This is a genomic window from Shewanella sp. SM68 (assembly GCF_025653925.1).
Lineage (GTDB): Bacteria > Pseudomonadota > Gammaproteobacteria > Enterobacterales > Shewanellaceae > Shewanella > Shewanella oncorhynchi.
The window spans coordinates 240,296-254,890 of record NZ_JAKKRU010000004.1 but is presented as its reverse complement, the minus strand read 5'-3'; the positions used below and the strand labels follow the sequence as shown (position 1 = coordinate 254,890).

The following is a 14,595-nucleotide window of genomic DNA, read 5'->3' as shown; positions in this document are numbered from 1 at the left end:
AGGTGTCTAAGCGTTTGGGTTTTCTATTCTGCCACAGTCGTCGGCGAAGCTCAGTAAAAAAGCCAACAGTAGGGGAGGCAATAGCCAGCCTTAGGGACTAGGAAGCGACATGCAACTATTGCTCCTTCAGTAATTTGGGCTGGAATAGGCAGTAAGGCTATGTCATTGAAGGAACCAAAACCAAGAGATAATAATAATGAAATTCAACAAACTCGTGATTGCTATGGGAATGGCCTGCGGTGTAATACTGACTGGCTGTAACGATAGCGAAGATAGCACTACGCCTACCGAACCTGAAACTCAACTGCAAGCTTTTGCCCCCAATGGTTTACTCAAAGCCAGTATTCGCCGTACGACCTATGGCGTGCCGCATATCCAAGCTGACAACTTAGAAAGTTTAGGTTTTGGTAGCGGTTATGCGCAGGCACAGGACAACTTATGTGTATTAGCCGATGGTTTTATCAAGGCGAACTCACAGCGTTCTATGTACTTTGGCCCCCATGCGTCGATTGACTTCACTACGGGTCAACCTACGGCGGAAGATAATGGTAACCTTATCTCAGATTTTGCCTATAAAGCGTTAAAGATCAGAGCGCAAGCCGAAGAAAAATGGCCGAAATTTAGTGAAAACTCTCGGGCACTTATCCAAGGTTTTACCTCTGGTTATAACCAATATCTTGCTGATGTCGAAGCGGGCACACAAACGGCAGAACCTTTCTGTGGCGGTCAGCCTTGGGTGAAACCCATAGTGCCAGAAGATGTGGTGACTTATTTGTTTTCTATCGCCTTATTACCGGGCGCAGCTAACTTTCTCGATCTGATTTTTTACGCTAACCCAGGAGATGCACAGGAATACATGCCGCGTATCGTTGGGCCTGCGCCTAGCCAAGACCAAACTGCGTTTGTGGCCGATATGCAGTCTAAGTTGATTGCCCGCGCGGCTCGTATCACGACACCAGAGACTAATCCCCGCGATTTAGGTTCAAATGGTTGGGGTTTAGGCAAGGATAAAACTGAAAATGGTAAGGGCATGGTGCTAGGTAATCCGCATTTCCCGCATACGGGTAACCTGCGTTTTTGGCAATCCCATATTACGATCCCAGGGCATTTAGATATGATGGGCGGCTCGTTAGTGGGTATGCCTGGACCGATTAATATTGGTTTCAATAAAGATCTCGCTTGGACTCATACCTTCTCTACCGCTGAGCATTTTGTGATGTATAACCTTGAGTTAGTCTCAGGTGATCGGATGCAGTATTTGTTTGATGGTAAACCTATGCCTATCACCAAAGAGACAGTATCGGTTCTAGTGAATGCAGGTCCTGCGGGCATGCTGGTCGCCGAGAAAGATATTTATACTACGGCCAAAGGCCCTATGGTCGAAGCTCCTCCCGCTTTAGCGCCTTTCGGTTGGGATGATGGCAGTGCCTTTATGATCCAAGATGCCAATATGGGGACTATGGACCCTGTTGACCATTGGTTAGCCATGAACATGGCGACGAACAAAGAAGAGTTCCAACAGGCATTTAAGGACTACGATGGTGTCATCTTCAATAACACTATGTACGCCGATAAAGAGGGCAATGCTTTCTATATCGACGACTCAACTGTGCCAGGATTATCCGAATCGGCAGTCGTGTTGTTAAAAACCTCACCGGATATTAAAGCGGCTAAGGCAAAAGCCGGATTTACGATTTTACCCGGTAACACTTCACTGTTTAGCTTCGATGCTCCTACGCCCTATGAGCGTGCGCCCAAGCTTGAGCGCAGCGACTTTGTGCAAAACTCCAATGACTCCTTTTGGTCGACCAACTTGAATGAACCGCTGACTTACTTCTCGCCTATGTACGGCGCAGAGGCTGGACAGCTATCACTACGTACACGGATGGGCTTGAGCTTAATGCAGGACGCCGCGGGGGCTGATGGCAAGTTCAGCTTGGAAGAACTCGAAGCGGCTGTGCTGTCGAATCGCAGTTATCTCGCCGAGTTAGTGCTGCCTGACTTGATTGCCCAGTGTGATGCCCAAGGCAGTACACCTGTGGTGGTGTCGGCAAGTTTATCTAAGGATGTCTCTTTGGCTTGTGCGGCATTAAAGGCGTGGAACGGTAAGCAAGATAACGACAGTAAAGGTGGTGCTTTACTACGTGAATTTGCCCATCTATTCAGCCAAAAAACCATGTTGACCCAAGGATTCGATCCCGCTAATGCGGCAACGACACCTAAAACCTTGACTACGGATGGCAGTGCCTTAAAGGCCTTGGCGCACAGTGCGCTTAACCTTGAGGCCGCAGGCTTTGCCTTAGATGCGCCATTAGGGGATGTGCAATTTGTGGAGAAATCGCTGCCAGATGGAACGCCAAGTGGGTCGCGTTTACCTTGGCCGGGTAGCCATAATGCTGAAGGTGGATTCAACGTGTTTTCAACCAGTTTGTCGGGTGATGACACTTTGATCCCGCAGCACAAATACGCTGCTGTGATGGATGTAGTCACAGGCAAGGCGATGAGTTCTGGCTTAACGGCGAAAGGATACCAAGTGCGTTATGGTTCAAGTTGGATGATGGCGGTGAACTTTACCGATGAGGGGCCTGTGGCGCGGGGGATTTTAACTTACTCTGAGTCGAGTAATATCTTAACGCCTGCGTTTGCCGATCAAAGTATCTTGTACTCGAGTGCTAAAAGCTTCCGTCCTTTGTTGTTCAAAGAGGCTGACATAGCCCCTGCTGTAGTGTCGACGACTGAGCTGACACTACAAAAACCATAAGTCAGATTTTGCGCTTTAATCGTTAGCGGCTCACTTCGGAGTTGAATCCGGATGAGCCGTTTTTTATGCGTGTTTGCGACTGATAGCGATTTGTAAAAATTTAACATTAACGACTGTGATCTCGATCTACCTTAGGTGCGAGTGTGTAGTGGTGCGTCTCGTTTTGTTGATTTTTGTGACATATGCCCGGTTAGCTGTTTTTCTCGGCGCTTATGCAATGTCACTGGATTTAGCTTGAGGTGAATATCTTGTATTTTTAAGTGGCTTTTTATGTATATGTTTTGATGCTGCATTGAAAACTTATTACATTAAATCAGCGATCTAGATCTCAATATCAGTTTATTATGAAATTCCCTTACATAAAGCCGTGTCAGATCAACTTTTATGGGCTTTTTTTGGTTATCCTTAGCGCGAATTTATTATGCTAGTCACACCGTAAGGTAACTTTTATATGCAAAAAGATGCGACCAGTGTTCTTGGAACACCTCAAAGCACACAGAATCTAGATTCAACGAAACACTTACCTTGGACTCGCCAAGACACGACTTGGATGTTGAGTTTGTTCGGCACTGCCGTTGGCGCTGGAATTTTATTTTTACCTATCAATGCGGGCATGGGCGGCTTTTGGCCTCTTGTGTTAATGGCTGTGATCATCGGTCCTATGACCTATCTTGCCCACCGTGGTTTATCTCGTTTTGTTTGTTCATCAAGCATTCCTGGTAGCGACATTACTCAAGTAGTTGAAGAGCATTTTGGTGTTGGCGCGGGTAAAGCCATTACCGTACTGTATTTCTTTGCTATCTACCCGATTGTATTAATTTACGGTGTGGGTATTACCAACACTGTCGATAGTTTTATCGTCAATCAGTTAGGCATGGCATCGCCACCACGCTTCATTCTATCGGGTGTATTGATCCTCGGTATGATGGCTGTAATGGTCGCAGGTGAGAAATTCATGCTCAAAGTGACACAATTGCTGGTGTATCCGCTGGTGGGTATTTTGGCCTTTATGTCTATCTACCTGATCCCTGAATGGAAAATGGATGCTTTACTCGTTGTACCAGAAGCGGGTGCATTTTTAGGCACAGTTTGGTTAACGATTCCAGTTTTAGTGTTTGCCTTTAACCATTCTCCAGCGATTTCACAGTTTTCTGTGTCATTGAAACGTGACCATGGCGCGAATGCTTCTCGCAAAGCTGATGTTATTTTACGTAATACTTCCATGATGTTAGTGGGCTTTGTGATGTTGTTTGTGTTCTCTTGTGTGTTGTCATTATCGCCAGCACAATTGGCCGAAGCGAAAGCTCAGAATCTACCGATTTTGTCTTATCTTGCCAACGTGCATTCAAGTGGTTTTGTGAGCTACTTTGGTCCATTAATCGCCTTTATCGCGATTGTGTCTTCTTTCTTTGGCCATTACATGGGCGCGACAGAAGGCATGAAGGGGATTATTGTTAAGCAGTTAGACACGAATAAAAAAGGCATTTCAGAGCAAAAAATCAACAAATTTATTCTGGTGTTTATGTTTGTGACGATTTGGGCCGTGGCAATCAAAAACCCAAGTATTTTGAATATGATTGAAGCTTTAGGTGGCCCAATTATCGCGGCTATCCTGTACTTGATGCCTATGTATGCTGTATACAAAGTGCCAGCATTAAAAGCGCACCGTGGTCGCATCAGCAATATCTTCGTGGTTATAGCGGGTTTATTGGCAATGACGGCTATTCTGTTTGGCTTCTTTCGTTAAGTTTTAATCTTAGTAGGAATGCGGTTTGAATGTGAATCGTGAGTCGTAAAAAGAAAAGGATCGTGCCATTGGCCCGATCCTTTTTTATTACGTATAAGATTTGAATCGCTTATTTTTCTTCGTACATTAAGTAGTAACTCTGCTTCATCCCTAACGCTTGATAGGTCTGCTGTGCGGCGAGATTTTCTTGCTCGACATATAAACGGAAGCTTGCGGCACCACCATTGGCTTCGGCCAGTTGTTTGACTTCGCTGTAGAGTTTGGCATAGATGCCTTGGCGACGATTTTTCGGGCGAATATACACACTCTGGATCCAGTAATAATCCTTCGCACGCCAATCGCTCCATTCAAATGTCACCATGAGCGAGCCGACTAGCTCACCTGCGATTTCAGCGACCAGGTAAAACCCTTTTTGCGGGCTCTCAAGTAGCGTGCCCACACCTCGAGTCAGTGTCGCTTCATCTAAGGCTAGGCCTTCGGTTTCTTGGGCCATGGCCTGATTAAACTGCACTAAGGCGATTAGGTCTTGAGCCTTAGCTTTACGAATCAACATACTACAACTCCTAGGCGGTTATTTGGCAATACCGCTCTTGTTTAGTAAACAACATTTTGTGATTCACTTTATCATGGAACGACGAGGGATAACGAGTTTGGCAGTGGCAGGTTAGGCACTGATATTATTTATTACTGTGGATATTTGTACGACTAAAGTCTTATCTGCTAGGCTTATCTCTAGTGTCCTTTCGCTGAACTAAGTGAGTTAATGATGGGATTTATTAAGTCTACTCGCCGCTATAAACTTAAGATTTTACCCGTCTATGATATTGCTGCTGATGAACAGATAAATCATCGTCTGCATTTTATTTTAACGCTGTTGAGCTTCGGTTTATGGGGTTTAGTTTGGTGGTGGTTGGTCTTAAAAGCTAACGGTAAGTCCGACTTTATTTTCAGTGGTTTTGATGACGATTATTGGAGTTATTTGATTGAGCGTGAGCAACCGCCTGCGTCGCTTTATCGTCAGCAAATAGCACCAAAAAAAGTCACAGAATATTTTGATGCTTAAGCAGGAAAACTAACATCTCAGCGGCCAATTTAACAAAGTTGGTTTGGTTAATATTACTGTTTTTAAGGCGGTTTAGCTCAACGTGACCCAGATCATCCCTCGATTAAAACCCCTCTGCTAGACTCGGCGATTGCCCCATTTAGACTGAGAAACTAGCGCGTTAGTTTTGGTCTTTGCCCCATCATAGTTTCGAATTCAAGGTTATCAATATGACAAAACAAAAGTCGTCAGCATTAGGCCGTGTTTGGTCTCGCTGGATGTCAGTGCCGCTGTGGCTGCAAATTGTTATCGGTATGGTGCTAGGTATTTTAGTGGGCATCATCTTCGGCGAGCAAGCGACTCACTTAAAGCCGATAGGCACCTTGTTTGTTAATTCCATTAAGATGCTGATTGTGCCATTGGTGTTTTGCTCACTGATTGTGGGCGTCACTTCGATGCAAGATACGAACAAGATGGGGCGTATTGGTTTTAAATCTTTTGCGTTTTATCTCTTTACCACGGCTATCGCGATCACTATCGGTTTAATTGTCGGTTATGTTCTTCAACCTGGTGCTGGTTTAGGTTTGTCATTGGCAGAAGGCGCGACTCAAACTGCCAAAGAAATACCTTCTTTAGTCGATACTTTGATCGACATAGTGCCGACGAACCCTATTGCGGCTTTAGCAAGCGGGCAAATTTTGCAAGTTATAGTATTTGCGATTGTTTTAGGTATCGCCTTAGTGCTGATTGGCGAGCATGGAAAACCTGCAATTAAAGTGTTCGAAAGTTTAGCTGAGGCCATGTATAAAATGGCCGACATGGTGATGAAGCTCGCACCCTACGGTGTATTTGGTCTAATGGCTTGGGTAGCGGGGGAGTATGGGATTGATATGCTCTGGCCACTGATCAAAGTTATTATTGCTGTGTATCTTGGCTGTATTATTCATGTGCTTGGATTCTATAGTTTTTTACTGCGCGGATTTGCAAAGTTAAGCCCGCTGCAGTTTTTTAAAGGGATTAGCAATGCCATGTTAGTGGCGTTTACCACATCGAGCTCTGCGGGCACGCTCCCTGTGAGTATGAAGTGTGCGAGTGAAAATTTGGGGGTTCATAAGAAGATCTCTAGCTTCGTATTACCGCTAGGCACCACAATCAATATGGATGGCACAGCATTATACCAAGGGGTCACAGTACTGTTTGTGGCACAGGCGTTTGGTATCGACCTGACTGTCGTCGATTATCTCACCATTATTTTAACGGCGACGTTGGCCTCTATTGGTACTGCGGGTGTGCCCGGTGCGGGTTTAGTGATGTTGACGTTAGTACTCACAACCGTAGGGCTTCCCTTAGAAGGGGTGGCATTGATTGCGGGAATTGACCGTATTTTAGATATGGTGCGTACTGTGGTAAACGTCTCCGGTGACTTAGTGGCGACGACTGTCATTGCAAAGTCTGAAGATGAGTTGGATATGGCGCATTATAATGCCGACATAGATCAAAGCGCCGTAATCGCCGAACAGAATATCGCCCTCGAAATTGCAGCGGCTAAGAGTGTCAAAGCATAGGGAGCTTTTATTGCTGGTTCGTTAACTAAAAAAACCGCCATTGGCGGTTTTTTTATGCTGACAAGTTTTATGGTTACTTCATTTGGCTTAACACTAACACTGGCTTGTCGTCGCTGTTAAGTAAGGTAAGTCGGCCTTGCACTAATTTTGCTTTGGTAACTAATGGCATAGCTTGCATCACTTTGTGCTCTTGCTGCATTAGGGCATCCACACAGGCTTTCATTGTGCTACCGGCAGGAGATAGCTTAAGCTCTTCGCCTTGCTGAGTATATTGACCGAAAAAGTTATTGCAGCTGTTGTTGCCATGTAATTTACCTTCGGCCTCAAAGGTGATTTGCGCTGGGCTGTAATCGATAGTCGGTTGGCCTTGGACCATTTCAATGTGCCAGCGGCCTTCTAATGGAATGGTATCATTTGGAGCTATATCGGCACTTTGGCAGGCTGTGATGCCTAAGAGTAATGCACCTAAGATGAATGTTTGTTTTAACATCGTTGCGGTTCCTTTTTCCATGATTATGGCCATAGTGTGACAAGTTTTTCGTAAGATCTAAAGGGGTTTATATGACAGGCTCATTTAAAAGTACTCTGAATTTGTTGAAGTTTTTACATTGGTTAGGTGTATTGATGCTAGTTTGTGGACTTGGGTTTTATATGTTGACGCAATGGAGTCTAGAGATAAGCGGCATGTTATTGATCTCAAGTCTGATTGGTTTAGGGTTGGTCTTAATGTCGCCCTATCCTGTGGTGCTGTTTATCCAATGGGCGAAGCGCCAAGATGAGCATTCCAAGTAATTTTGTACTGCCTAATTAAGCCTAAATTTCATTAAATCAAAGCTCTGCCGAATCTGCGGCGGGATTATCGTACAAGCTTGAGTCAATGGCGGGTTCTACTGGCGTGTCTGCGGCTTGTGGTACAGGTGGGCGCATTGAATCGAGTTTGCCCCGCGCGAGTTCCATCATAGGTGCAAGCTTAGCGCTGGATTCTGGAGTGAAGAAACTGTAACTCGCATCGAGTTTAAGCTGGTGGTTTTGCTGTTCTAACTGTTTTTCTACCCGCTTCATAATATGTTGAATATCTCGTTCACCATCCACAAAGGCCAGTACCACAAATTGAGTGGTGTTGTAGTGGGCGGCAACGTCGGCGGTCCGTATCGTATCTTGGATCAACTTGCCTAACAGCCTGTGGTGATTATCTTCGAGGGGGATGGGCGTGTTATCCGGACTCAGTAATTCAAAGAAGATGATGCCTGCATGGGCACCAAAGCGGCGGCCTAAATTGAGCTGTCTTGGCGCCATCATCAAAAAACCATAATGATTGAGCATGCCGGTTTCTTGGTCGCGCATCGAAAGGGATTCAATTCTATGGTTCTGACACAGCAGAGATAATTCCTGTTGCAGTAAAATCTGAAATGGTTCGAGCATAGCGGCATTGACTAGTGGCTCTGTTATATGCGGGTTGAGTACACACAGGGCACCAAATTGGCTACCATCCGGCCAAGCGATAGGACGTGAGAGAATATGCTGAATACCATCAAAATCCCTTGGTAAATCCTCTAACATAAAGCTGCCGAGGTTTTGATATAAACCATCAGGTTGGCTGTTTTGTATCTGTTTGAAGAGTTCGAGTGCTGGGGGATATAAAGTGCCTGCGGTAAATTGCGGTGTTTCAGTGATTGAACTGACGATGATTTCAAACCCTGCACTGATTTTTTGGAATATGAAAACCGTGTTGGCGTTGTAATAGCTTTTGATGAGCTCACATTGGTGCATCCAGCGTGTGAGATTGACTTGTTGATTATCGGTATCAAGTAAACTCAAGTTGGGATTAATGGTTTCTGGCAACATACAAACGCCTAACTATGGCTAAATATCCATTAAGTTTGGGAAATAAAAGGATATTTAGCAAATCAAAGCCCTAAATATTGCCTTGTTCTTGCTGTGCCTATTAACCCAACCGAGTATACTGGTGGGCTGAAATTGGGCCCAAAGCCGAAATAATGCTGTGAGAACACTGTGAAAATTAGACTAGCCTTACCTCAAGATGTTGATTTATTAGCGATGCTAGAGAAAAAACATCTTAATGATGAATTAGCTTCCGCCAGTATGGGGTTACAAGGGCAAGCTTTTTCCCACAGTGAATTGAGCGAATTAGTGCAGCACCATTGGATTGTAGTGGCGCAGGTTGAGCAGCAGATCGTCGGTTACGTGATTGCAGGCCGTTGGGTTTTTTTCGAACATTGGCCCATTTACCGCACTTTGTTGAATCGTTTGGGGCAACTCGATTGGGATGGACCTAAATTAACTAAGGTCAATTCTTGCCAATACGGGCCGATATGGGTGCAGCAAGCCTACCGTGGGCAAGGGATTTTCGAGGCATTAGTCCATGAAATTCGTCGCCAAGTTGCTCCGCATTTTAGCTATATGTTGACCTTTATTGCTGAAGATAATGAACGTTCCTTTGCCGCTCACTCGGGTAAAGCGCACATGCAGGTTGTGGATTTTTTCACCGTTTCGGCAAGAGATTATTATTTAATGGCGGCAAAGACCCAAGCTTAGTTGTTCGATGATAGAAATTAAGGATTCAATCTCTACTGTGTAAATAACCCGAGTTCAGGTTAAATAACGGAGATAAATACATGCATGTACAATTTGTTGAGTCACTATTAACGGCCTATGCCGAAGTCAATTTATCGGCTTGGGACAACTTGAGATTGGTCCTATCTGAGTGCGCTCACCATGAATGTGAGGCGAGGGGATTTGAAGTCGAGTTTATCTCCGATTCAGGGCAAGTGCAGCATTATTGGGTACAAGTGGGGAATATTTGGCTCGATTGTGGTCGAACCAATGCCTATTCGACGGTGATTACGCGACTGACCGATAAGGAACTTAGCCGTGTAAACTCCAAAAGCGCGTTAGAATGCGCTATTTTATCCCAAGAGCAGATCGGTCTACTCTGCATGCAAAATGCCCATTTCGATCATTGCTAAATTCATACTTGACCTTCAGGTCGCCACTAAAGGTGAACAGGTTTTCAGCAGCTTGTCTTGGATTGCTACTTTTAACATTCCCCCCAAAGAAGTCTGTGGTAAGTCTATGTTTGCTGACGACATAATTAAACTACATAGAATCACTGCCAATTAACTCAATATAAAATTGAAGTGAGATTGTACTAAAATAAGGTTTAGTATTTACAATTTTTAATATAAAAGCCTAGTTAACACTAGGCACAAACACGTTTTAATTCATTTTCAGTAAAATTTATTTTCCGTTGGAATGAATTGATCAACATCCGTGACTGGTAATAGGTCTAAGCTATTTTTGGCATGTTTTCGTAGTTTATTTTCGTTTGCCTCAGTTGCAATGTTTTGTAATATTGACCTGTAGCGTGAGTTATTGCTTTTGGCTAACACTTTACAAAGCCAAGAAACAGCATCGATCACGTAGGGATCTTCATTCTTTTTCTCAGTCCAGATTTTTTCAGCAAATAAATCTAGCACCTCTATTTTGATATGATCTTGTTGATAATAGCCTTTGGCTAAACTCTGTAATGTTGCTCCTGTGCTGTTTAACTGCATTTTTATTGATGATATATCATCTGACCATTCAATGTTTGGGGTCACTCGTTCGATAAAGAGAGCTGCTGACTTTTGTGCACTAAACTGGATACTTCCAAGGCCTTCATACTGATAGGTTACGCTAGGTGGTTTTTCTATCAGGAAATTTCCACCATATTTGGTAATCTTGTCCGGCTTGCCTAGTTTTGAAACAACCAAGTTTTCACTTTCTCCGCTAGCCAATTTGAGGAATAATTCTTTTTTTGAAAGTTCTATCTTTTTGGGTTGAAGACCTGAGTCAATTATTGAAACATGAGATAGGCCTCTTTTCTCAATAACTTTTGATACAACATTTCCGTTAATATCCTCTATCCATACCGCAGAGTAATCTTCACTTAAACTCCCATTAATAAGATATTTTTCGTTTTTCTTCGGTGTAAAATTAACTTCTCCCTCAATGATATAGTTTGAGGTTGAGCTAAAAATATATCCGATTGGAGCGGAGTGATGGACTTGGCCGATGAGATATAAGTTTATGGGTTTGATTGGAATCGACCTTGATGCGCCCATTGCAATCAATTGCGAGCCTTTTCCATTAGAAGCCGCTGAAGATGCTGTTAAGCTATTATGGATAGGTTCTCCATCGATTAGCTTTATATAATAAAAACTTGCTTTACTTCGACTTAGTCTTTGAAAACTATCATCAATTGTAGCAAGCTCTCCTGTATACCCTTCTGGTATCGATGAAGTATAAGACATGCAGCCAAACATAAGAAAAGATATTATTGTGGAAAGAAATAACTTCATTTAATTTCCTTTTTTATAGAGTAAATCTATTTTATTCGTCTGTTTATAGTCATTGATATTATTTGTGCATTTTTATCAATAGTACTTTTACCAATTATCAATACTTTTTCACCATAAAGTAGCGCTCAGGTGTCGTGGTGACTGTGCCTATGATCTCAAAACCTTGTTTCTCATAGAATACTGGGGCTTGAATCGATAAGGTATCCACTTGGGCTACTAGGCAACTGCGTTGTTTCGCCTCTGCTTCTGCAAGTGCCATCAGTTTACGCCCAAGCCCTGTGCCTCTGGTTTGCTCATCAACTCAGACGACATTGATTAAGAAGTTTTTATAGATAGTTCGACCACCCACACCACCAATCAACTTGCCAGCTTCATCACGTGCAATGACAGTCAAAGGTACTGATTTCTCGGGTCCTAAGAGCCCAGCATTATATTGCCGAACGCCGTCTACCAGCGCATCCACAATCGCGATATTTTCTTCACTCATAACTTCAAAGTTCATGTCAAAAACTCTTTCTGGAATGTGATTACTTTATAAACGTAAATGTTATTTCTGTTGTATTCAACTTTTGATTGATCTCACTAATGTTAATCATTATCATTCGCGAAATCATTTATGGGTTACATTTGTAAACTAAGTTTACTAAACAGGAGAGGTTTATGTTATTTCGTCAAACTTGCTTGGCAGTTGCCATTACCGCTGTATTTACGGGTAATTTTGTCCAAGCCGAAGAGGCTCCCGACAGAAAAATGGAAGTTATGGTTGTTACTGCCTCTGGATATGAACAGAAATTGGTTGATGCACCTGCCAGTATTTCTGTTATCACCCAAGAAGATTTGATGATAAAACCTTATACCACTCTCCTAGATGCAGTGCGTGACTTGGAAGGGGTTGATATTGGTGAAACCCGTGATAAAACAGGGCAAGGTACCATCAGTCTACGCGGTATGGGATCTGACTATACCTTAATCCTTGTCGATGGTAAGCGTCAGAATAACCATGGTGATATTTATCCAAACAGTTTTGGTGGCAATCAATTTGGTCATGTACCACCACTTGATGCTATTGATCGAATTGAAGTTATTCGTGGGCCAGCATCAACGTTATACGGTGCAGATGCTCTAGGTGGTGTAGTGAACATCATCACTAAAAAAGTGGGCGACGAATGGTCTGGCTCTATCACTCACAGCCGAACTCATCAAACCAATGATGCCTATGGTGAAGATATCACTACCGATTTCAGCGTGATGGGTCCCCTCATTAAAGGCGTTCTTGGGTTATCTATTAATGGCAGTATCTATGATCGAATGGGGTCTACACCAGAGTACGCACCAGTAGATTATCCTAATGGAGAAGTACGCACTCGTTCACTCGGTTTTGGTGGTGGCGGTAAAACCGTCGATAACGAAAATCATATGTTAGGTGGTAGTTTAAATTGGACGTTAAATGAACATCACAAAATTTGGTTTGATTTAGATTCCTCATCTCAAGATTATGATAATACGCCACTGATCAATGATAACGGTGAACGCGAGTATCCGCTTGGCACTGTTGATAATATCGATAGTCTCTGGATTGCCAGTAACTTCTGTAAAGGCGGCGTAGGTTCCCGTGAGGCTGCTTGTCTAGCCAGCGGTGGTGAATGGGCAAGACGATCAAATCCGCGAGCGGGTTACAGCGAGACTCAAAAATTTACCCGTGATGCTTGGGCGTTAACCCATGAAGGTGCTTGGGATTTTGGTACAAGCTTTGTGTCACTATCCTATGTCGACACACAAAATAATGGCCGCACACTGCCATTTACCACTGCTGAGCGAGTATTACTACTGCAGATGATTGATGGTAAAGGGGATTACATCGGCATGACTGAAGCCGAACGTAAAGCGATTGCTGAATCCACTTTCCTGCCTAGACCTAAACGCGAAATGGCAAGTAATCAATATACGCTTGATATGAAACTCGATATTCCATTTGAAGCTGCAGGAAATCATGTCGCAGTGACGGGTGCGCAGGTGATTCGTGGTGAGTTGAAAGACGGTGTATTTGGTATGGAAGAAGGTACGCCGGGCGCAGTACAAGAACATAATATGTGGTCTGTTTTTGCTGAAGATACATGGAGCATGACTTCTGATTTATCTGTTACTGCGGGTTTACGTCATGATGATCATGAAATATTTGGCAACCAACTCAGCCCACGCCTATACGGCGTTTACACCATTAATAATGAGTGGACTGTAAAGGGTGGGGTGAGCACAGGTTTTAAAACACCTAAAACCACACAATTGTATGATGGTGTCGTTGGCTTTGGTGGCCAAGGAACCTCACCGCAATTTGGTAACCCAGATCTCGAAGCTGAAACCAGTGTGTCCAGCGAAGTCGCCCTGTATTGGTCCCATCCAGATGGCCATAATTTTAACGTCACTATCTTTAAAAATGACTTTGACGATAAGATTGCTTCACAACCCTGTGGTAAAGGTACGAGCATAGAATGTTCCGATGCGGGTGAATATGCTGATTTAGGTTATGCAGTCAGTAGCAAAACAGTCAACATAGATAAAGTTACTATTCAAGGTGCTGAGCTCGCGGGACGTTGGGAAATTCTAGATGCCTTAACGTTAAATGCTAATTATACCTACACAGATAGCGAGCAGAAAAGCGGTGCAGAGCAAGGCCGTCCACTCGGGAACAGTGCCAAGCATATGGCAAACGCGACATTAAAATGGGAGTTGACCGACTCATTTAACGTATTCTTGACCTCAGAATACCGTGCTAAACGTTATCGCTCTTGGGATATCATTAATGATGCTGCACTCTACTATAAAGGTTATAACGTGTTCCATCTTGGTGGTTCTTATCAGGCGAGTGAGTTTGTCACCTTCAACATGCGAGTAAATAACTTGTTTGATAAAGATTTTACTTCATACGATATTGTCTTCACCGAATGTAGTGACACTAGCACCACTTGTGTCTCTGACGACAATGGCCAAAACGGATACACAGCATCTTACGTTGATGATTTTAATAACAAAGATAAGGCCCGTAACTTCTGGGTTGGTATGAATGTACGTTTCTAAACGAATACCCTGTGCATTAGCCATTATTTGATATTCATGGGCGA

At 43.6% G+C, this 14,595-nt stretch carries 12 protein-coding genes and 1 pseudogene; 8 read left to right on the top strand and 5 right to left on the bottom strand.

The features are described from left to right. Window positions 1-196 precede the first annotated feature (196 nt). The gene (locus L5M40_RS09055; RefSeq protein ID WP_263256527.1) at window positions 197-2,761 is read left to right on the top strand and encodes an acylase; all 2,565 of its coding nucleotides are present in this window, start codon (window positions 197-199) and stop codon (window positions 2,759-2,761) included. Between the two features lie 451 nt (window positions 2,762-3,212). Then, on the top strand, window positions 3,213-4,508 hold the full coding sequence (locus tag L5M40_RS09050) for an aromatic amino acid transport family protein (protein ID WP_028761640.1): 1,296 nt from the start codon (window positions 3,213-3,215) through the stop codon (window positions 4,506-4,508). 109 nt (window positions 4,509-4,617) lie between these two features. Here L5M40_RS09050 and L5M40_RS09045 read toward each other — a convergent pair whose 3' ends face one another. Beyond that, window positions 4,618-5,061: a GNAT family N-acetyltransferase gene (locus tag L5M40_RS09045; RefSeq protein ID WP_105250107.1), complete on the bottom strand. Its 444-nt coding sequence runs from the start codon at window positions 5,059-5,061 to the stop codon at window positions 4,618-4,620. A 213-nt stretch (window positions 5,062-5,274) separates the two neighbouring features. On the opposite strand from L5M40_RS09045, the gene L5M40_RS09040 reads away from it, so the two are divergent. Together L5M40_RS09040 and L5M40_RS09035 are read left to right on the top strand one after the other, a co-directional pair. After that, complete coding sequence (locus L5M40_RS09040) at window positions 5,275-5,571, top strand: hypothetical protein (RefSeq protein ID WP_113939800.1); 297 nt, start codon at window positions 5,275-5,277, stop codon at window positions 5,569-5,571. Window positions 5,572-5,780: 209 nt separating this feature from the next. Further along, window positions 5,781-7,115: a dicarboxylate/amino acid:cation symporter gene (locus tag L5M40_RS09035; protein ID WP_105250105.1), complete on the top strand. Its 1,335-nt coding sequence runs from the start codon at window positions 5,781-5,783 to the stop codon at window positions 7,113-7,115. Window positions 7,116-7,188: 73 nt separating this feature from the next. Here L5M40_RS09035 and L5M40_RS09030 read toward each other — a convergent pair whose 3' ends face one another. Next, window positions 7,189-7,605, bottom strand: coding sequence for an META domain-containing protein (locus L5M40_RS09030; protein ID WP_113939802.1), 417 nt, complete (start codon window positions 7,603-7,605; stop codon window positions 7,189-7,191). Between the two features lie 71 nt (window positions 7,606-7,676). Here L5M40_RS09030 and L5M40_RS09025 point away from each other — a divergent pair, with 71 nt between their 5' ends. Next, window positions 7,677-7,907 (top strand): hypothetical protein, encoded by a 231-nt coding sequence (locus L5M40_RS09025; RefSeq protein ID WP_028759411.1) that lies wholly within the window; start codon window positions 7,677-7,679, stop codon window positions 7,905-7,907. A 36-nt stretch (window positions 7,908-7,943) separates the two neighbouring features. Here the strand turns inward: L5M40_RS09025 and L5M40_RS09020 are convergent, their stop codons facing one another. Next, the gene (locus L5M40_RS09020) at window positions 7,944-8,960 is read right to left on the bottom strand and encodes a GGDEF domain-containing protein (RefSeq protein WP_263256525.1); all 1,017 of its coding nucleotides are present in this window, start codon (window positions 8,958-8,960) and stop codon (window positions 7,944-7,946) included. Window positions 8,961-9,128: 168 nt separating this feature from the next. On the opposite strand from L5M40_RS09020, the gene L5M40_RS09015 reads away from it, so the two are divergent. Beyond that, complete coding sequence (locus L5M40_RS09015; protein WP_263145251.1) at window positions 9,129-9,671, top strand: GNAT family N-acetyltransferase; 543 nt, start codon at window positions 9,129-9,131, stop codon at window positions 9,669-9,671. 80 nt (window positions 9,672-9,751) lie between these two features. Then, a complete protein-coding gene (locus L5M40_RS09010; RefSeq protein ID WP_263256524.1) occupies window positions 9,752-10,102 on the top strand; it encodes a hypothetical protein in 351 nt (116 codons plus the stop codon). A 261-nt stretch (window positions 10,103-10,363) separates the two neighbouring features. Here the strand turns inward: L5M40_RS09010 and L5M40_RS09005 are convergent, their stop codons facing one another. Next, the gene (locus L5M40_RS09005) at window positions 10,364-11,476 is read right to left on the bottom strand and encodes a hypothetical protein (RefSeq protein WP_263145247.1); all 1,113 of its coding nucleotides are present in this window, start codon (window positions 11,474-11,476) and stop codon (window positions 10,364-10,366) included. Window positions 11,477-11,573: 97 nt separating this feature from the next. Beyond that, window positions 11,574-11,978 (bottom strand): annotated as a pseudogene (locus L5M40_RS09000) (GNAT family N-acetyltransferase). Window positions 11,979-12,136: 158 nt separating this feature from the next. On the opposite strand from L5M40_RS09000, the gene L5M40_RS08995 reads away from it, so the two are divergent. After that, window positions 12,137-14,551, top strand: a complete 2,415-nt coding sequence (locus L5M40_RS08995; RefSeq protein ID WP_263256523.1) for a TonB-dependent receptor domain-containing protein — start codon at window positions 12,137-12,139, stop codon at window positions 14,549-14,551. Window positions 14,552-14,595: the final 44 nt, after the last annotated feature.